Origin of the sequence: Lentzea sp. HUAS TT2, from assembly GCF_051853195.1 — a bacterium.
Lineage (GTDB): Bacteria > Actinomycetota > Actinomycetes > Mycobacteriales > Pseudonocardiaceae > Lentzea.
Window position 1 is genome coordinate 8,318,461 of the sequence record NZ_CP196667.1, and the last position, 18,231, is coordinate 8,336,691.

At 70.4% G+C, this 18,231-nt stretch carries 16 protein-coding genes and 1 pseudogene; 5 read left to right on the forward strand and 12 right to left on the reverse strand.

Annotation, left to right across the window (positions count from 1 at the left end):
• Position 1 precedes the first annotated feature (1 nt).
• The 8 genes from ACSHWB_RS39480 to ACSHWB_RS39515 all read right to left on the reverse strand — a co-directional run bounded on the left by ACSHWB_RS39480 (position 2) and on the right by ACSHWB_RS39515 (position 6,916).
• Positions 2–400 (reverse strand): ATP-binding protein, encoded by a 399-nt coding sequence (locus tag ACSHWB_RS39480; protein WP_439658420.1) that lies wholly within the window; start codon positions 398–400, stop codon positions 2–4.
• Positions 397–1,965, reverse strand: a complete 1,569-nt coding sequence (locus ACSHWB_RS39485; protein ID WP_439658421.1) for a SpoIIE family protein phosphatase — start codon at positions 1,963–1,965, stop codon at positions 397–399. Before ACSHWB_RS39485 ends, ACSHWB_RS39480 begins: the two co-directional genes overlap by 4 nt.
• On the reverse strand, positions 1,962–3,695 hold the full coding sequence (locus ACSHWB_RS39490; protein ID WP_439658422.1) for an ATP-binding response regulator: 1,734 nt from the start codon (positions 3,693–3,695) through the stop codon (positions 1,962–1,964). Before ACSHWB_RS39490 ends, ACSHWB_RS39485 begins: the two co-directional genes overlap by 4 nt.
• Positions 3,692–4,729 carry an ATP-binding protein gene (locus ACSHWB_RS39495; protein WP_439658423.1) on the reverse strand — a complete coding sequence of 346 codons (1,038 nt, stop codon included), beginning with the start codon at positions 4,727–4,729 and terminating at the stop codon, positions 3,692–3,694. The genes ACSHWB_RS39490 and ACSHWB_RS39495 overlap by 4 nt, the downstream gene beginning before the upstream one ends.
• On the reverse strand, positions 4,717–5,130 hold the full coding sequence (locus ACSHWB_RS39500; protein ID WP_439658424.1) for an ATP-binding protein: 414 nt from the start codon (positions 5,128–5,130) through the stop codon (positions 4,717–4,719). Before ACSHWB_RS39500 ends, ACSHWB_RS39495 begins: the two co-directional genes overlap by 13 nt.
• Entirely contained in the window at positions 5,130–5,534 is a 405-nt protein-coding gene (locus ACSHWB_RS39505) for an STAS domain-containing protein (protein ID WP_439658425.1), read from the reverse strand. Before ACSHWB_RS39505 ends, ACSHWB_RS39500 begins: the two co-directional genes overlap by 1 nt.
• On the reverse strand, positions 5,534–6,397 hold the full coding sequence (locus ACSHWB_RS39510) for an STAS domain-containing protein (protein WP_439658426.1): 864 nt from the start codon (positions 6,395–6,397) through the stop codon (positions 5,534–5,536). Before ACSHWB_RS39510 ends, ACSHWB_RS39505 begins: the two co-directional genes overlap by 1 nt.
• Before the next feature lie 117 nt (positions 6,398–6,514).
• A complete protein-coding gene (locus ACSHWB_RS39515) occupies positions 6,515–6,916 on the reverse strand; it encodes an STAS domain-containing protein (RefSeq protein ID WP_439658427.1) in 402 nt (133 codons plus the stop codon).
• 245 nt (positions 6,917–7,161) lie between these two features.
• On the opposite strand from ACSHWB_RS39515, the gene ACSHWB_RS39520 reads away from it, so the two are divergent.
• Positions 7,162–7,944 (forward strand): alpha/beta fold hydrolase, encoded by a 783-nt coding sequence (locus tag ACSHWB_RS39520; RefSeq protein ID WP_439658428.1) that lies wholly within the window; start codon positions 7,162–7,164, stop codon positions 7,942–7,944.
• 291 nt (positions 7,945–8,235) lie between these two features.
• On the opposite strand, the pseudogene ACSHWB_RS39525 reads toward ACSHWB_RS39520, so the two are convergent.
• The 3 genes and pseudogenes from ACSHWB_RS39525 to tkt form a co-directional block, all read right to left on the reverse strand.
• Positions 8,236–8,619: pseudogene (locus tag ACSHWB_RS39525) on the reverse strand (alcohol dehydrogenase catalytic domain-containing protein); the annotation flags it as partial.
• On the reverse strand, positions 8,607–9,749 hold the full coding sequence (gene tal / locus ACSHWB_RS39530) for a transaldolase (RefSeq protein ID WP_439658429.1): 1,143 nt from the start codon (positions 9,747–9,749) through the stop codon (positions 8,607–8,609). The gene tal and the pseudogene ACSHWB_RS39525, both read right to left, overlap by 13 nt.
• Before the next feature lie 30 nt (positions 9,750–9,779).
• On the reverse strand, positions 9,780–11,987 hold the full coding sequence (gene tkt, locus ACSHWB_RS39535; protein ID WP_439658430.1) for a transketolase: 2,208 nt from the start codon (positions 11,985–11,987) through the stop codon (positions 9,780–9,782).
• Positions 11,988–12,238: 251 nt separating this feature from the next.
• On the opposite strand from tkt, the gene ACSHWB_RS39540 reads away from it, so the two are divergent.
• From ACSHWB_RS39540 to ACSHWB_RS39555, 4 genes are all read left to right on the forward strand, one after another.
• Positions 12,239–12,715 (forward strand): SRPBCC family protein, encoded by a 477-nt coding sequence (locus ACSHWB_RS39540; protein WP_439658431.1) that lies wholly within the window; start codon positions 12,239–12,241, stop codon positions 12,713–12,715.
• Positions 12,712–14,301 (forward strand): phytoene desaturase family protein, encoded by a 1,590-nt coding sequence (locus ACSHWB_RS39545; RefSeq protein ID WP_439658432.1) that lies wholly within the window; start codon positions 12,712–12,714, stop codon positions 14,299–14,301. The genes ACSHWB_RS39540 and ACSHWB_RS39545 overlap by 4 nt, the downstream gene beginning before the upstream one ends.
• Positions 14,302–14,500: 199 nt before the next feature.
• Positions 14,501–16,759 (forward strand): catalase, encoded by a 2,259-nt coding sequence (locus ACSHWB_RS39550; RefSeq protein WP_439658433.1) that lies wholly within the window; start codon positions 14,501–14,503, stop codon positions 16,757–16,759.
• 11 nt (positions 16,760–16,770) lie between these two features.
• The gene (locus tag ACSHWB_RS39555) at positions 16,771–17,196 is read left to right on the forward strand and encodes an ankyrin repeat domain-containing protein (RefSeq protein ID WP_439658434.1); all 426 of its coding nucleotides are present in this window, start codon (positions 16,771–16,773) and stop codon (positions 17,194–17,196) included.
• Here ACSHWB_RS39555 and ACSHWB_RS39560 read toward each other — a convergent pair.
• Positions 17,150–18,094 carry a CPBP family intramembrane glutamic endopeptidase gene (locus tag ACSHWB_RS39560; protein ID WP_439658435.1) on the reverse strand — a complete coding sequence of 315 codons (945 nt, stop codon included), beginning with the start codon at positions 18,092–18,094 and terminating at the stop codon, positions 17,150–17,152. The genes ACSHWB_RS39555 and ACSHWB_RS39560 overlap by 47 nt on opposite strands.
• Positions 18,095–18,231: the final 137 nt, after the last annotated feature.

Here is an 18,231-nt window from a genome sequence, read left to right on the forward strand (position 1 = left end):
CCTAACCGGCGCAGCTCACCAGGGCGAACACCGTCTTGCCGTCGCTCCGGGGCCGGATTCCCCATTCCAGCGAGATGTTCTCGACCACCACGATCCCCCGGCCCCGGTGCTCGCCCAGACGGGAGCGGCCGCGCACCGGTTCGCCGGTCGACTCGTCGTCGACCTCGATCGTGACCACGCACGGAGCCTGCCTGCGCAGAACGCGCAACCATCCCCCGCCCGGCGTGTGGTCCAGCACGTTGCTCACGAGCTCGGTCACCACGAGCAGGACGTCGTAGAGGTGGTCCTCGCCGAGATCGGCGAGCGCGGCGGTGAGGGCGCGGCGGACCGACGACATCGTCAGGCCCGGCTGGACCGGCAGGTCCAGGACCGCGCCGGCCTCTTCACCGGGGGCCGTCATGCGAGCCTGCGCAGCAGGAGCAGGGCGATGTCGTCCTGCTTGCCCTGACCGAGCTGGGCGATCAGCCGGTCGGCGAGCTCGTCCATGTCGTCCGCGTACGAGGTGGCCGCGCGCAGTTTCTCCATCCCCTCGTCCAGGTCCACGCCGTTGCGTTCGACGAGACCGTCGGTGGTCAGCAGGACGGTGGTGCCGCGCGGCAGCGGGAGTTCGGTCGCCTCCGGCCGGTCCATGCCGAGGCCCAGCAACGGGCCCTTGACCTCCGTGTACCGCGTGCCCTGGTCGTCAGCGACGAGAGGCGGCACGTGACCGGCGTTCGCCACCGCCATCGTGCCCGCCTCCAGGTCGACGAGCAGCAGGCACATGGTGGTGAGGCCGCCCGTCGGGTGGAACCGCTCCAGCATGGTGTCGACCCTGCGCAGGATCTCGGCCGGGGAATGACCTTCCAGGGCGTACGCGCGGAACGTGTGCCGCACCTCGGCCATCACCGTGGCGGCCTCGATCGAGTGGCCGCACACGTCGCCGATCGCGATCAGCATGCGGCCGTCCAGCTCGATCACGTCGTAGAAGTCGCCACCGATCTCGGCGTTGCTGGACGCGGGCTCGTAGCGAGCGGTCATCGGCAGTGCGGGGTGGTGCGGCAACGTGCGCGGCAGGAGGCTGCGCTGCAACGTCAACGCCAGCGAGTGCTCCTCCGCGAAGGTGTGCAGTCCTTCGGCGGCCAGCGCGGTCGCCTGGGCGAGCTGCCGCAGCAGGTTGCGGTCGTCCGCGGTCACGACGGCATGGGGGTCGACCGCGATGCAGATCGGCTGCCTGCGCAGCTTGGTGCGCGCCAGCGCCACCACCGCGGGGGCTTCCGGTAGCCACGGCAGGGCGTCGGCCTCGGTCACGGTGACCCCGACGCCGGGGTTGAGGGCCGACGTCCAGGCTTCGACACCGGCGACGTCGGAGTGCGACCACGCGGGCGAGCGGCGGTCCGCGGCGGTGGCCACGCGGACGGCACCGGACGGCGTGGTGAGCACGGCGGTCGCCTCGGCGTCCAGCACGTCGGCCGCGCCGACCGCCGCGGCTTCCACCAGCGCGTCGAACGTCGCCGCCGCGTTGATCGTGAAGGTCGCCGCCGTCAACCGGGTCAGCCGGTCGGCGAGGTGTTCGGCGAGGGCACGGGCGCGGTGGTAGCGCAGCGCCGCCTCGACGTTGGCCAGCAGCTCGCCGGGGTCGACGGGTTCGGTCAGGTAGGCGTCCGCGCCTCGGGTGAGCCCGGTGACCTTGTCCTCCGGCTCGATGTAGGTCGCCGAGAGCATCACGACCGGGATCGAGCTCGTCCTGGGATCGGCCTTGATCCGCTCGGTGACGTCGTACCCGCTCATGTCGGGAAGATGCACGTCGAGCAGCACGAGATCGAACAACTGCTCGTCCAGCGCAACGAACGCCTCTGCCGCCGTCGTGGCCTCGACGACCGTGTGGCCGCTGCGGCGCAACCAGCTGCTGGCGATGAACCTGCTCGCGTCCAGGTCGTCGACCACGAGGACCCTGGCCGGTCCGCCACTCATGGCTGTGGGGTTCATCGGCTGTCCGTTCTGCGCGCGGTGAGCTGGGCGTCGCGGACCGCTCGGCTCACCGAGTCCACCGTGATCCGGGACTCGTGCAGCATCACGGCGCCGAGGCTGTTGACCGTGCGGGAGAGGCCACCGGGGTCGTCGCCGCACACGATCACGACCGGCACGTCGTTCAGGTCCGGGTCGAGACGCAGGACCGACAGGATCGCACTGCCGCTCATCAGCGGCGTGCTGGCCTGCACCAGCACCAGGTCAGGCCTCTCGGACCTGGCCAGGCTCAGGGCGGTGCGACCGTCCTCGGCCTCGACGACCTCGTTCGCGAGGCCTCTCAACGCCTCGCGCAGCCGCCGCCTGCCCTCGTCGCCGCCGTCGGCGATCAGCGCGCGCTTGACCGGCGCGGGCCGGGCGGACTCGTCCCTCGCGCTGGGCAGGGTCAGCACGACCTCGGTACCGACGTCCGGTGTACTGCTCAGCGTCAGCGTGCCGCCGAGGATCTCGGCGAGCTTGCGCGCGTAGGACAGGCCGAGGCCGGTGCCGTTCACACCCACCTGCAGCGCGTTCGGCACCTGGTAGAACTCCTCGAACACCCTGCTCTGCTCGGCCGGCGGGATGCCGATGCCGGTGTCGGTGACCACGAACCGGATCTCGTCGGGGCCGTCGCCCTGGTAAACGGTGAAGCGGACCTCGCCGCGCTGGGTGAACTTGACGGCGTTGGACAGCACGTTGCGCAGGATCCGGACCAGCATGGTCTCGTCGGTGACCAGCGCCGGCAGGTCACCGACGGGGTCGACGACCAGGCTCACGTCACCGGAGCGCAGTGTCGGCCGGACCGCGGAGCGCAGCTGCGTGATCACGTAGTCGAGCGCGACCGGCGCGAGCCTCGGCTGAAGGCTGCCCGACTCGGCCTTGGCCGTGTCGAGGAGCTCGTTGACCAGCGCGAGCAACGTCGCCGCGGACTCGTTGATCAGGTCGACGTGGTGGCGCTGGTCGTCGGTCATGGGGTCGCCGCCGGGGGCGCCCAGCAGCCGGGTCAGGCCGACCACCGAGTTGAGCGGGGCGCGCAGCTCGTGACTGATGTTGGACCAGAACCGGATGCGTGCGGCGGCCGCGTCGCGCAGCTCGGCGGACTTGGCGTCGAGCTCGGCGTAAAGGGCCACCACGCCCTGGTTGGTCTGCTCCAGCTCGTCGGACAGTTCCTGGTAGAGCGCGACGACGCCGTGGTTGGTCTCCTCCAGCTCGGCGTTGAGCCTCTCCAGCTCCTTGCTCTTGAGCTCCAGGTTCTCCAGCGTTTCGAGCAGTTCCTGGTTCTGCGCGCGCAGCTCGTCCAGCGCGTTCCCGCCGACGTTCTCCTGAAGCCCGCGCAGCAGGTCCTCGTCGACCGTCTTGGCGTCGGAGGTCATGTTCTTCGTGAGCGTGGCACCCGTGGCGGTGACGAGCACCTCGTTCATCAACCTGCGCGCGGTGTCCCAGCCAGGACCCGACTCCGTCGACACGGAGCCGAGCCACGACAGTTCGACGAGCAGGGCGGGTGCTCTGCCGCGCCGCAACCGGAACACCGCGGTCGTCGTCACGCCCTGCCTGACCAGCTCCCGGCCGACGTCGCTCAACGCGGTCGCCACCCGGACCTGGTTCTGCCCGTCCAGGCCGACCGCGGTGGCGACCTGGCGACCGCGCTGGCGCAGCAGGAACACGTCCGGCTCGCCGCCGATCACCAGCCTCAGCAGTTCGGTAGCGGTCATGCGGTTCTGGCCACGAGCACGCAGGCGTCGTCGTTGCGGACACCCGCCTCCCGCAGCAACGTCGCCGCGACCAGCACGGGTGGATCGACGATCAGGTCGCCGGCCTGGTCTGCGCCCCACCGCTCGGTGAGGCCGTCGGAATGCATCACCACCACGGCCCTCTCCGGCAGCGCGTAGTCGAACGCGCGGATCGTGCGTGCCTGATGCCCGGCCACGCCGGGAACCGAGATCATGCCCTGCTTGCGGCCGTCCGCCAGCACCGCCGCGCCGATGTTGCCGAGCCCGCAGTACCGCACCTTCCTGGTGACGAGGTCGATGTCGGCGACCGCCACCGCACCACCGCGGGTACCCCGCAGGGCCGTGTGCAGGCGCGCGACCAGCGCCTCCGGCTGCCCGGCCGGCTCGTCGCGGAAGATCCGCACCGCGAGTTCGGACGCGGCGGCCGCCAGCGGTCCGTGGCCGGACCCGTCGCACATCATCAGCACCAACCTGTCCGCACTGCGGCACACGGCGTACGCGTCGCCGCAGACGTCCTCTCCGCCGATCGGCCTGGTGAGGCCGGCAGCGGGTTCCTCGCCCCACTCCGGCACACGATCCGCCTTGAGCAGGAACCGCGCCACCAGAGCGGTCCCCCGCCCCGGCTGCGAGGTCATCGAGCAGGTGGTCGCCAGCCTGGCGACCGCGCCGAGTCCGACGCCGAGCGTGCCCGTCGTGGACTGCCCGTCCTGCTGCGCGAGCGTCAGGTCCCTGATGCCCGGTCCGCGGTCCAGCGCGACGATCTCGATCGCGGCATCCCGTTCACCGCGGACGGTCCGGATCAGGACGGCACCCTGCTGAGCGTGCTTGTAGAGGTTCGTCCCGACCTCGGTGACCGCGAGGCCCACCTCGGCGGTCCTGGTCGCGTCGAACCCCAGCCGCTCGGCCAGCGAGGTCGCCGAACGGCGTGCCCTGCCGACCTGGGCGGTCTCCTCGACGGGCAGCCAGACCTCGTCCCGCACGAGGGGCAGGCACGTCCTGCCGATCACCTCTTCCACTTGACCACCGTCACGACCGTGCCGCGGCCGACCTCGGTGTCGAGCTCGAAGTGGTCGACCAGCCGGCGGGCACCGCTCAGGCCCAGGCCGAGCCCCTTCCCGCTGCTCCAGCCGTCGGCGAGCGCCAGCGTGAGGTCCGGGATGCCGGGGCCCTCGTCGCGGAACGACGCGCGCACACCCGTCCGGCGGCCGTCGTCGACCTCTTCGACCAGGGCCGTACCTCCGCCGCCGTACACGAGCGTGTTGCGGGCGAGCTCACTCGCCGCCGTGACCAGTTTCGTCTGGTCCACCAGGGAGAGCTTCGCCCGTTGCGCGTACACCCGCACGAGCTGGCGGACGCGGACGACGTCGTCGTCCCCGCTGATGGTGACCTCTTCCGGCCCGTCGGGCCGGGGCGGCATCAGGCGTCCTGCGCGAACTCGTCGGGGCGCGCGAGCGCACCCCTGCGCTGACGGCCGAGCTGCTGGAGGATCCTCATCCCGCGCTCCAGGTCGAGTGCCGTGCGCACCCCGCCGAGCGTGAGACCCAGCTCCACGAGGGTGATCGCGACGGCCGGGCGCATGCCGACGACCACCGTGTCGGCGTCGAACAGCCTGGAGATGGACGCGATCGTGGCGAACATCCGCCCGATGAACGAGTCGACGATCTCCACCGCCGAGATGTCGATGATCACACCGTGCGCACCGGTGGCGCTGATCTTCTCCGCCAGGTCCTCCTGCAGCGCCAGCACGCTCTGGTCCTGCAGGTCGATCTGGATGGAGACGAGCAGCAGACCGCCGATCTTCAGAATCGGGACGCGTTCCATCAGCCGACCTCGCCACGCACCGCATCGGCGGCGCCGCGGACCTGCGCGTCCCGCAACGTGTGCCTCAGGGCGTCGGCGAGCGAGGCCTTCGTGACGATGTCACCGAACTCGATGCCCAGCGCGACGATCGTCTGCGCGATCTGCGGCCGGATGCCGGACACGATGCACTCCGCACCCATCAGCCGCGCCGCCACCACCGTCTTGAGCAGGTGCTGCGCGACCTGGGTGTCCACCGCGAACACACCGGTGATGTCGATGATCGCGTGCTCGGAACCGGTGTCCACCAGTGCCTGCAGCAGCTTCTCCATCACCACCTGCGTGCGGGCGGAGTCCAGCGTGCCCACCAGCGGCACCGCCAGCACGCCCTCCCAGATCTTCACCACGGGAGTGGTCAGTTCGAGCAGCTGCTCCGACTGCTCCTTGATGATCTCCTCGCGAGCCCGCGCGTAGGACTCGAACGTCCACAGCCCCAGCGCGTCCAGCAACCCCGAGAACGCGAGGACCTGCCGGAACACCTTCGGGTCGTCGTCGCTCGCGCTGAGGTCGAACACCTCGCGCTTGAGTGAGAACACGCTCGACGCGGTCTCCGACGGCGTGAAGCCGGCCCGCACCCTGGAGCGCGAGTACTCGTCCAGCCACGATCTGATGTCGCCGAACTCCGGCCCCGAGATGTCCCTGCCGTCCAGGCCGATCAGCGGCAGCAGGGCCTCGAAGAGCTCCCGGAAGTCACGCTCCAGTTCGGCCTTCGTGGACCGGCCGCGCAGCTGGGCCGACACCGCGTCGACCCACCTGTCGATCAACGAGTCGGCACTGGCCCGCACCAGCTCGGTCAAGCGCTGGCCGTGCCCTGCGTCTGCAGTCACTCAAGCCTCCTCAGGCTGTCGCGTGTCTGCGAACAGTAACCGCGCGCTCCGGGAGGCCGCTGAAGCGGGATGCGGCGCCGCGACCACGCGACCGCCAGAAGACCGTGACTCGAACCGTCAGCGCCGCGACTGAGGTGGCACCGAGGGAGGCAACGCCCGAACGGCGGCGAGAGCGCCGGGCAGGTCGGGACACAGGAGGAACAACACGTCCGTGCCCGTCATGGCCAGCGGCCTCAGCACGGCGTGAGCTGCCACGATCGCGAACGGAACGTTCCTGGACCGCGCGGCTCGCTGCACGGCCACGAGCATGTTGATGCCGGACGAACCGAAGAAGGACACGGCCTGCAGATCGATGACCAGTCCGGCGGGGTTTCCCTGCACGACGTCGAGCGTCGCAGCGAGTGGAGACTTGTCCGTCGTCATGTCGATCTCGCCGACGAGGGTCACGACCACGATTCCATCGTTGTCCGCTGGATCAGCGGTCAGCACGTCCAAAGTCCCGCCGAACTGCTGAACCACGTGAACACCTCCATCGGCCACCGCGAGAAGCGCCGACGTCCGCCGCTGCCCAACCGGAAAACCCTAGACCCATCTCGCACGCGTTGCCGTTGTCCCGAAAACCTCCTCAACGCTATGCCTCTGCCTGGTGAGGCACAACCGCGCCCACGTTGCAGATCTCACACGCAAAACGTCGCGTGGCTCGCGTTTGTGGTGTTCTCGCGCGGCAATCCTCCCTCCACTGACTGAGCCGAGGAGAACCGCGCATGCGCGCATTGCGTTCGTTGCATTCGATCGCCCGTGAACACGTAGGAACGGCGATGCTCGGCATCCAGTTGATGGGCCATCCCGCGTGGCGTCACGCCGATCCCGACGAAGGTGCCGGTGCGGGCGTCCTGCTCGTGCCCGGCTTCGGGGCCGCGGACGCTGCGCTGAGTCCGACCAGCATCTGGCTGGCCCACCGCGGTTACCGTCCTGCCGGAGCCCGCATCGGCTTCAACCTGGGGTGCACCACCGAACTGGTCGACCGGATCGAGCAAAGGCTCGAGGAACACGCGGACACCACCGGTGGACCGGTGGTCCTGATCGGCCACAGCCGCGGTGGTGGCCTCGCCCGGCTCGCCGCCGTGCGCAGGCCAGAACTGGTCCGCGGTCTCGTGATGCTGGGAAGCCCCGTCGTCGACCCGATGGCCGCCAACGCGAACGTGATGCTCGCGGCGCACGCCCTCACCAGGCTCGCCGCGGTGGGGGTCCCCGGACTGATGGACCGAGAGTGCTTCAACGGGACTTGTTACGAGAACAGCACCCAGGCGTTGGCCGGGCCGCTGCCGCACGGAGTTCCGGCCGTGTCGATGTACTCCCGCTCCGACGCCGTCGTGCCGTGGCGGCTGAGCCTCGACCCGTCCGCCGAGTGCGTCGAGGTGAACAGCACCCACATCGGCATGGGTGTCGCCCCGGACGTCTACACCGCCTTGCGGCCACGGCTCGCCGCCTGGGTCACCGGCCACGTGGCCGCGCCGGAGCGTGTCGGATCAGTCACGCGCAGGTAGCCTGAGCCGTCGGCAATGCCGCAACCGCCCGGACCCGCGGTCTCGTCACCTCGTCGTGAGGAGAACCGCGGTGGGCAGACCGCTGCCGCACAAGGGTTTCAACGACAACGATCCGCATCTGTCCAAAGTGGAGGCGTCCGTCCCGGTGATCGCCGGCGGTCCCGGCCACCGTGGACCGACAACACTCCGCGACCGGCACGCGGTAGAACTGCTCGACGCGTCCGCAGTCACTGCTCGACGGGCCACCGTCCATGCGTCCGTTCCAAGGCGGCGACCGGCTCGAAGACATTGCCGGCCGTAGAGCGAGGTGTACCCGAACAGGCTCGCGCCCTTGCCCTCACCCCGCACCTGGGTCGTCTCGCACTGCGCGAACAGGTCGCGCTCGCACATCCAGCAGTGGCCGCAGGAGATGTTGAACGGCACGACGACGCGGTCGCCGACCTTCAGGTGGCCGCTCGCTTCGGAACCGACCTCCTCGACCACGCCCATCGCCTCGTGGCCGAGCACGTCGCCCGGCTTCAGGTACGGCCCGAGCACCCCGTACAGGTGAAGGTCGGAGCCGCAGATGGCGGTCGAGGTGACCCTGATGACCGCGTCGGTCGGCGTCTCGATGCGCGGGTCCGGCACGTCGACGACTTCGACCTTCTCATTGCCTTGCCATGTCAGCGCTTTGATGACGTCTCCTCGGTGAGGGCGTGGCCGAGCTGGCCGCGCACGGTGTCCGCGAGCTCGTCCCAGCTGTCGGCGAACTTCCGGACACCCTGGCGTTCCAGCTCGTCGGTGACCTCGCGGTAGTCGATCCCGAGCTGGGCGATCTCCTCCAGCACGTCCTGGGCCGGGCCGTAGAGCTCTTCCAGCACCAGGGCGGGCACAGCGCCGTGGTCGGCGAAGGCTTCGAGCGTCGGCCCCGGCATCGTGTCGACCGTGCCGGGGATGGCCAGCTCGGACACGTACATCGTGTCCGGGTAGGCGGGGTCCTTCACCCCGGTGGATGCCCACAGGGGCCGTTGCGGGCGCGCACCGGACGCGGCCAGGCGCTGCCAGCGTTCGGACGCCAGGCTCTCCACGTGGACCTCGTGGGCCAGGCGGGCGTTGGCGATCGCCGCCTTTCCCTTGGCCGCCTTCGCGCGGCCGGTGCCGATGTCGTCGAGGCGCGCGTCGATCGCACTGTCCACACGGGACACGAAGAACGAGGCGACCGAGTGGATGGCGGACACGTCGTACTCGTTGAACGCCGCTGTCTCCAGACCGGTGTGGTAGGCGTCGATCACGTCGCGGTACCGGTCGAGGGAGAAGATCAGCGTGACGTTGACGCTGATGCCCTCCGCGACGACGGCGGTGATCGCGGCGAGCCCCTCGGTGGTCGCGGGGATCTTGATGAGCAGGTTCGGCTCGTCCACCGCCGCCCACAGCAGGCGGGCCCGGTCGATGGTCGCCTCCGTGTCGTGGGCGAGGCCGGGGTCGACCTCGAGCGAGACCCTGCCGTCGACGCCGTCCGTGCGGTCGTAGATCGGGCGAAGGACGCGGCACGCGGCGCGAACGTCGTCGGTGGTGATCGCGAAGACCGTGTCCTCGACACCCGCCCCCGCCTCCGCGAGCTCTCTGAGCTGCGGCGTGTAGCTCTCGCCCTTCGCGAGGGCCGAGGCGAAGATCGTGGGGTTGGTCGTGATGCCGACGACGCCGCGGTCCGCGATCAGCGCCTCCAGCCGGCCGTCGGACAGGAGCTCGCGGGACAGGTCGTCGAGCCAGATCGACACCCCTGCGGCGGCGAGTTCGGCGAGCGGGTGGTCGTGGCCCGTGGGCATGATGCCTCCGTAGTCGGAAATCCTCGTGGTTCAGGCAGGACGGTCGCCGGTGCCGCCCGTGGTGGGTGCGGCGGACTGCTGCACCCCTCCCGGACGGACCGGGCCGGCCGCGTCGCGCAGGCTGTCGTGCGCCGCCGCTGCCACCGCGGCGGCGGTGATGCCGAACTCGTCGTAGAGCCGCCGGTAGTCGGCGGAAGCGCCGAAGTGCTCCAGCGACACAGTCCGGCCGGCGTCACCGACGACGTCTCGCCATCCCTGGGCGACCGCGGCCTCGACACTCACGCGGGCGCGCACCTCCGGCGGCAGCACTTCGTCCTGATAGGACAGTTCCTGCGCGGCGAACCACTCCCGGCACGGCATCGAGATCACGCGGGCGGTGATGCCGTCGTCGTCGGCGAGCAGTCGCCGGGCGTCGAGGGCGATCTGGACCTCGGAGCCGGTCGCGATCAGGATCACGTCGGGTTCCTCGGATCCGGCCAGCACGTAGCCGCCACGAGCAGCTCCCTCGGCCGAGGCCGCACCGCCGGGACCGCGGTCGAGCACGGGGACGTCCTGCCGGGTCAGGGCGAGGCCCGCGGGACGGTCCCGGTTCTCCAGGATCCGCCGCCAGCAGACGACGGTTTCGTTGGCGTCCGCTGGGCGGACCACGTCCAGGCCGGGGATCGCGCGCAACGCGGCGAGGTGCTCGATCGGCTGGTGGGTCGGGCCGTCCTCGCCGAGCCCGATGGAGTCGTGGGTCCACACGTAGGTGACCGGAAGCTTCATCAACGCGGCCAGGCGGATCGCCGGACGCTGGTAGTCGCTGAAGACCAGGAACGTGCCGCCGTAGGGACGGGTCAGGCTCTGCAGCGCGATGCCGTTGAGGGCGGCGGCCATGGCGTGCTCGCGGATCCCGAAGTGCAGCGTGCGGCCGTAGGGTCCGCCCCGCCACTGCGCGGTCTGCTTGCCGGTGGGGACGAACGACGGTTCACCGTCCATCGTGGTGTTGTTGCTGCCGGCCAGATCCGCCGAACCGCCCCACAGTTCCGGCAGCACGGGCGCCAGCGCCGTCAGGATCTGCCCGGAGGCCTTGCGGGTCGCCATTCCCTCGGCGTCGGCGGGGAACACGGGCAGCGCGTCCGTCCATCCCTCCGGGAACCGCTGGTCCCGCAGGCGATCCAGCAACTCCGCGCGGTCCGGGTGCTCTGACCTCCAGCGCTCATAAGTCGTTTCCCAGCGTTGATGGGCGGCCGCACCTCGCTCCACGACCTCGCGGGTGTGCGCGAGCACCTCGTCCTCGACCACGAAGCTCCGCTCCGGATCGAACCCGAGCAGCGTCTTGAGAGCGGCGACCTCCTCGTCACCGAGTGCCGAACCGTGTGCGGCACCGGTGTTCTGCTTGGTGGGCGCCGGCCAGCCGATGACGGTGCGCACCACGATCAGCGAGGGCCTGCCGGTCTCCGCCTTCGCCGCCTCCGTCGCGGCGAGCACCGCGTCCACGTCCTCGACGTAGCGGCCGGTGCTCGTCCAGTCGACGACCTGGACGTGCCAGCCGTAGGCGGCGTAGCGGGCCGCCACGTCCTCGCTGAACGAGATGTCGGTGTCGTCCTCGATGGAGATGTGGTTCGAGTCGTAGAACGCCACGAGGTTGCCGAGCTCCTGGTGCCCCGCCAGCGACGCGGCCTCGGCGGTGACGCCCTCCATGAGGTCGCCGTCCGAGGCGAGCACGTAGACGTGGTGGTCGAACGGACTGCGCCCTGGTTCGGCGTCCGGGTCGAGCAGGCCGCGTTCGCGTCGCGCGGCGAGCGCCATGCCCACCGCACTCGCGAACCCCTGCCCGAGCGGGCCGGTGGTGATCTCCACGCCGCGGGTGTGCCGGTGCTCGGGGTGACCGGGGGTGGCCGAGTTCCAGGTGCGCAGCGCTTCCAGATCGGCCAGTTCAAGTCCGTAGCCGCTCAGGTAGAGCTGCACGTACAGCGTCAGACTCGTGTGACCGCAGGACAGCACGAACCGGTCGCGGCCGAGCCACTGGTCGTCGGCGGGATCGTGCCGCAGCACCCGCTGGAACAGCAGGTGTGCCAGCGGCGCCAGGCTCATCGCGGTCCCGGGGTGGCCGTTGCCGACGCGCTGGACGGCGTCTGCCGCCAATACCCGGGCCGTGTCCACGGCACGGACATCGGCATCGGTCCAGCCGACGGCCTTCGCAACGGGTGCGGGCAACGACGGGTCGCGGACCGAACTGATGGCCGTACGTGTCATGAGGTGAGGCCTTCCTGGAAGCACGGGAGAACGGCGCAGAAGCAGGCTGGGTTCGGGAAATGGCGACGGGCACGACCCTCCCCCGGTCAACGAGGTCGCGGGTCCGGGCGGCCACTGAAGCTCCTCCAGGCGAGTAGCCCGAATGAACGACCTCAAACACACAGCCGGTGTGCCTCGTGCCGCATGAACGCTCCGATTCCGGGAACAGAGTGGACACGGCACCACTCGGAAAAGCACAGATCGGACCAGTCATGATCAAGACAAGTCGGGTCGTGGGCACGAGCCCGGACAACGTCTTCGCCGTACTGGCCGACGGCTGGTCCTACGCGGGCTGGGTCGTCGGCAACTCGCACATCCGCGACGTGGACGCGGGCTGGCCGTCGGTCGGCACCCGCATCCACCACAGCGCGGGAGCATGGCCCGCGCAGATCGAGGACACCACCACCGTCCTGGCCGTCGCACCGGGCAAGTACCTCGAGCTGGAAGCACATCTCTGGGTCCTGGGCACGGCCAAGGTCCGCATCAGCATGGCGCCGATGCACAACGGCACCGGCACCCAGGTGATCATGGAGGAGGAGATCGTGGGCGGACCGGCCAAACGGCTGCCCGCCCTGGTCCAGGGGGTGATGTTCCGGCCGCGCAACACGGAGTCGCTCGCCAGGCTCGGCGACCTCGCCCTCGGCCGCGACACGGCGGCCCACAACACCACCGAGGCACCGCTTCAGTGACGACGACCGTGGACGCCGTCGTGGTCGGCGCCGGCCCCAACGGGCTGGTGGCGGCGAACCTGCTGGCCGACGCCGGATGGGACGTCCTGGTCCTGGAGGCGGCCGACGAGCCCGGCGGGGCCGTGCGCACCGCCGAACTGATCGAACCGGGGTTCCACAGCGACCTGTTCAGCTCGTTCTACCCGCTGGGCGCGGCGTCGCCGATCCTGCGCGGGCTCGACCTGGAAAGCCACGGGCTGCGCTGGGTGCACGCACCCGCCGTCGTCGCGCACGTTCTGCCCGACGACCGGTGCGCCGTCCTGTCGCGGGACCTCGACGAGACCGTCGCGTCGCTGGCCTCCTTCGCGCCGGCCGACGGAGACGCGTGGCAGAAGGAGTTCGCCCTCTGGCGCCACATCCGCGAAGACCTGCTCGACTCGTTGTTCACCCCGTTCCCGCCGGTACGGCCGGGCGCGCGGCTGGCCAGGAAGCTCGGCGTCGCCGAGGCCCTGCGCACGGCCAGGATGCTGACCATGCCGGCCAGGACGCTCGCCGAGGAACGCTTCACCGGCGACGGCGCCCGGATCCTGCTCACCGGCAACGCCCTGCACTCCGACCTGGGGCCAGGCCAGTCCGGCAGCGCCGTGTTCGGCTGGTTGCTCTGCATGCTCGCCCAGGACGTCGGTTTCCCGGTGCCCGAAGGCGGAGCCGGCGCGTTGACCGCGGCACTGGTGCGCAGGCTGACCGCGCGTGGCGGCCGGATCGAGTGCGGGCGCGAGGTGACGAAGGTGCTCGTAGCGCGCGGTCGTGCCGTCGGTGTGACGGACAGCGGCGGCACGCACGTCCGGGCGCGGCACGCGGTGCTGACCACCGTGCCCGCCCCCACCCTGTACGGACGCATGGTGGACGCCGGGCACCTGCCGGCGCGCCTGCTCGACGACCTGCGGAACTTCCACTGGGACGACGGCACGGTCAAGGTCGACTGGACGCTGTCGGGCCCCATCCCTTGGAACAACCCGGCGGCAGGCTCGGCCGGCACGGTGCACCTGGACGCCGATCTCGGCGGCCTCACCGACTTCGGGGCGGCGCTGGCCGGTGGCCGTCTGCCCGACCGGCCGTTCCTCCTGCTGGGCCAGATGACCACGACCGATCCGTCCCGCTCCCCCGAGGGCACCGAAGCCGCCTGGGCCTACACCCACGTGCCGCGGGGGATGCGCTGGGACCACGACGCGGTCCGCCGCCACGCCGACCGCGTCGAACAGGTCGTCGAGCGGCACGCACCCGGTTTCACCGCCACGATCCGCGGCCGGCACGTGTCCGGCCCGCACGACCTGGAGAGCCAGGACGCCAACCTGGTCGGCGGTGCGATCAACGGCGGCACCTCCGCGATCCACCAGCAGCTGGTGTTCCGCCCGTTGCCGGGCGCAGGGCGCGCCGACACCCCGATCGACCGGCTCTACCTCGCCGGGGCCTCGGCACATCCGGGTGGCGCGGTGCACGGAGGGCCGGGAGCCAACGCCGCCCGTGCCGCTCTGACCAGGGCAGGCGTCGGCGGCGCGCTGTACGGGCGATCAATGAGGGCTCTGCAGGACCTGATCTACAGCTGACCGAACCGCTCTGTCCCGTCAGGACGACGTGGCGTGGCCGGATCCCGGGTTTCGCACGCCCGCCCGGCGGGGCTCTACCCACTATCGGCGCTCAAAATCCTTATATCGCAATAACTTCCCACCGACTCGACCTGGTTTCCGCCGTTCGCTGCGGGGTAGCTCGCACTGCCGGCACACACGCCGGGTCGAGGAGGATGCAGTGGCCACCACCCGCAAACCAGGCAAGCTCGTGAAGGCGGCACTCGAGAAAGCGGTGGAGAAGGTCACCGAACTGACCAACCCGCCGATCCCCGGCGCTCCGGCCGGCGAGCCGCCCGCTCTCGACGAGCCGACCGTCCCGCGTGGACCGTTGCCGCCCAAGCCGGACCAGAAGGGGCCGGAGACGGTGTCCCCGACGGGTGCGCCCACCGGCGCCCCGCAGGTGGCCAACGGGCAGCAGGGCGACTTCCTCACCACGTCGGCCGGCGCACGGCTGTACGACACCGACCACTCGTTGAAGGCCGGTGACCGCGGGCCGACGCTGCTGCAGGACCACCACCTGCGCGAGAAGATCACGCACTTCGACCACGAGCGCATCCCGGAGCGGGTCGTGCACGCCCGCGGCTACGGCGCACACGGCGTGTTCGTGGGCTACGGCACGGCTGCGAACGTCTGCACGTCCGCTTTCCTGGGCGACGGTGTCGAGACGCCGGTGTTCGTGCGGTTCTCCACCGTTCTGGGCTCGCGGGGTTCCGCGGACACCGTTCGCGACACCCGCGGGTTCGCGACGAAGTTCTACACCCAGGAAGGCAACTTCGACCTGGTCGGCAACAACATCCCGGTCTTCTTCATCCAGGACGGCATCAAGTTCCCGGACGTCGTCCACGCGGCCAAGCCACACCCGGACCGCGAGATCCCGCAGGCGCAGAGCGCGCACGACACGTTCTGGGACTTCGTGTCCACCCACACCGAAGCCACCCACCACGTCCTGTGGAACATGTCCGACCGCGGCATCCCCCGCTCCTACCGCACGATGGAGGGCTTCGGCGTCCACACGTTCCGCCTCGTCAACGCCGACGGGGAGACCGCGCTCGTGAAGTTCCACTGGAAGCCGAAGCTGGGCGTGCACTCCCTGGTGTGGGAGGAGGCGCAGATGATCAGTGGCGTCGACCCCGACTTCCACCGGCGCGACCTGGCCGACGCCATCGAGTCCGGCGCGTACCCGCAGTGGGAGCTCGGGCTGCAGATCTTCCCCGACACGCCCCGGCAGACTTTCGAGGGCATCGACCTGCTCGACCCGACGAAGATCGTGCCGGAGGAGCTCGCGCCGGTGCAGCCGGTCGGGATCATGACGCTCAACCGCAACACGACGAACTACTTCGCGGAGACCGAGCAGGTCGCGTTCCACCTCGGCAACCTGGTGCCCGGCATCGACGTCACCGACGACCCGCTGCTGCAGGCCCGGTTGTTCTCCTACCTCGACACCCAGCTGTCCAGGCTGGCAGGGCCGAACTTCAACCAGATCCCGATCAACCGCCCGCACGTGCCGGTCAACGACATGCTCCGCGACGGGTTCCACCAGCACGCGGTGCACGCCGGGGTCGCGCCCTACCACCCCAACACCCTCGACGGTGGCAACCCGTTCGAGGCAGGAGCCTCGGACCGGCCGCTCGTCGAGGTGGCCCAGCCGTTGCCCAGGTCGACGAAGATCCGGCAGTCCCCCACGTCGTTCGCGGACCACTTCACGCAGCCGAGGCTGTTCTGGCTGAGCCTCTCGCCGGTCGAGCGGGAACACGTCGTGCGCGCGTTCACCTTCGAGCTCGGCAAGTGCTACGAGCAGACCGTCAAGGAACGCCAGCTGCTCGTGCTGGCCAACGTCGACAAGACGCTGTGCGCCGAGGTGGCCAGGGGTCTCGGGCTTCCCGTGCCGGCCGCCACCAAGCGGCCGAGGAAGGTCGAGCCGAGTCCCGTCCTGTCCCAGATCGGGCAGACGTGGCCGACCGACGGGCGCGTCATCGGGATCGTGGTCGACCCGGCCGATCTCGACGGCGTGCGGACCGTCCGCGAGACCGTCCTGGCCGGCGGCATGGTGCCGCTCCTGATCGCCCCGACCGGCGGGCCGCTCGACGCCGACAGCGGTCTGGTGGCGCAGCGCACGTTGCTCACCGCGCGGTCGGTCGAGTTCGACGCCCTGCTGGTCGCGGGCAGTTCCCCGGCCGGCGCGGACACCCCGGGCGGGGCGGCGACGGAGCCCGGTGACGCGATCGACCCGCGCGTCATCCGCATGGTCCAGGAGTGCTACCGCCACGCCAAGGCGATCGGTGCCTGGGGCAACGGACGCCTCGCCGTCGAGGCCGCCGGGTACTCCGCGGCGCCGGGCATCGTGATCGGCGACGACCCGGCGGACGTCCTCAAGGCGACGACGATCCTGCTCGAGTCGCACCGGGTGTGGGAACGCTTCCCCGCGACGATCGCCTGAGGAGACCGGTCGTGACCGAGGCACTCACCGACGAGGAGCTCGCCTTTCTCCGCTCGATGTTCGACCTGGCCCGAGCCGGCGACACGGCTCGGCTGGCCGAGGCCGTCGACGCGGGGATCCCGGCGAACCTCACCACCAGCGCGGGTGACTCCCTGCTGATCCTCGCCGCCTATCACGACCATCCGGAGACCGTCCGGGCGCTGCTCGAGCGAGGTGCCGACACCGCGCGGGTCAACGACCGGGGACAGACGGCGCTCGGAGCGGCGGTCTTCCGCCGCTCCGGGCACACCGTCGAACTGCTGCTGGACGCGGGGGCGGACCCCGCCCTGGGAGGGAGGTCCGCCCTCGACATCGCCCGGTACTTCGACCTCACGGAGATGGTGACGCTGCTCACCGCGCGGGCGAGTCCTCACCGCGGACCGGCTCGCGAGGGCTGACGGTCACCAGTTCCGGCTCGGTGTAGCCGAGTCGTCCCTTGGTGACGACGACCACCACGAGGCACAGCACGCCGAGGCCCAGCACGGAGCCCCACAGCACCTCGTCGCCCGCGTTGGGGAAGAACTCCGCGAAGGCGACGGACTGGAAGTTGTTGATCGAGCAGTGCAGCAGCATGACCAGGGGCAGGCTCTGGCGTCCCTTGTTGTAGACCAGGGTGATCAGGACGCTCATCTCCATGGCCACGACGGCGAAGCGGGCGATCGTCTCGGGCGTGACGTCAGGGCCTGCCCACGGCGTGAGGAACAGCGGCAGGTGCCAGATGATCCACAGGACGCCGAGGACGAACGTGGCGATCATCGGCTGGTGGCGCTGCTGGAGGCGGCTGAGGGCGAAGTCGCGCCAGCCCGGCTCCTCGGCGAGGCCGGTGGTGAAGAACTGGAGCACCAGCATCGGCACGTAGACGGCCAGCAGCATCAGTGAGGGCGTCTGGAAGCCTTCGCCATCGGTCACCGCCAGCGTGCCCAGCAGCACCGCCGCGGGGACGGCGAACAACGCGAAGGCGTACCACCCGACGCCGGCGCGGAACTGGAAGAGCCGCCTGCGCCACCGTCGCAGTCCTTCCCTGCCCTCGGTGACCGCGGTGACGGTGAACGCGGCGGCCAGCGGGCCGAGGTACGCGCCGGGCAGGATCGCGGTGAGCTGGTTGCCCACCAACAGGTCCGGGTAGCGGAAGTGCAGCACGCCGAACCCGTCCAGCGACAGGATGTAGGGCAACCAGGCCACCCAGCTGATGCCGTTGGCCAGGGTGAAGAACGTGATGAGCGGGAAGCGCTGGACCAGCGCCTGCCAGCGGTTCGATGCGGCGCGGCCGGAGCCTGCGGTGGGGGTCGAGGTCATGGTCGGAACACTAGAAATCGATCTTGCCGGAGTCAGTGCAGCGCAGGGGCGTTCTCGTGGTGGAGTCTGCTCCACCTCCGCGGGTTTCGACCTTCGTCCGGGTGGGTAGTCGCTTCACATCAACGGGTTGAGGCAAC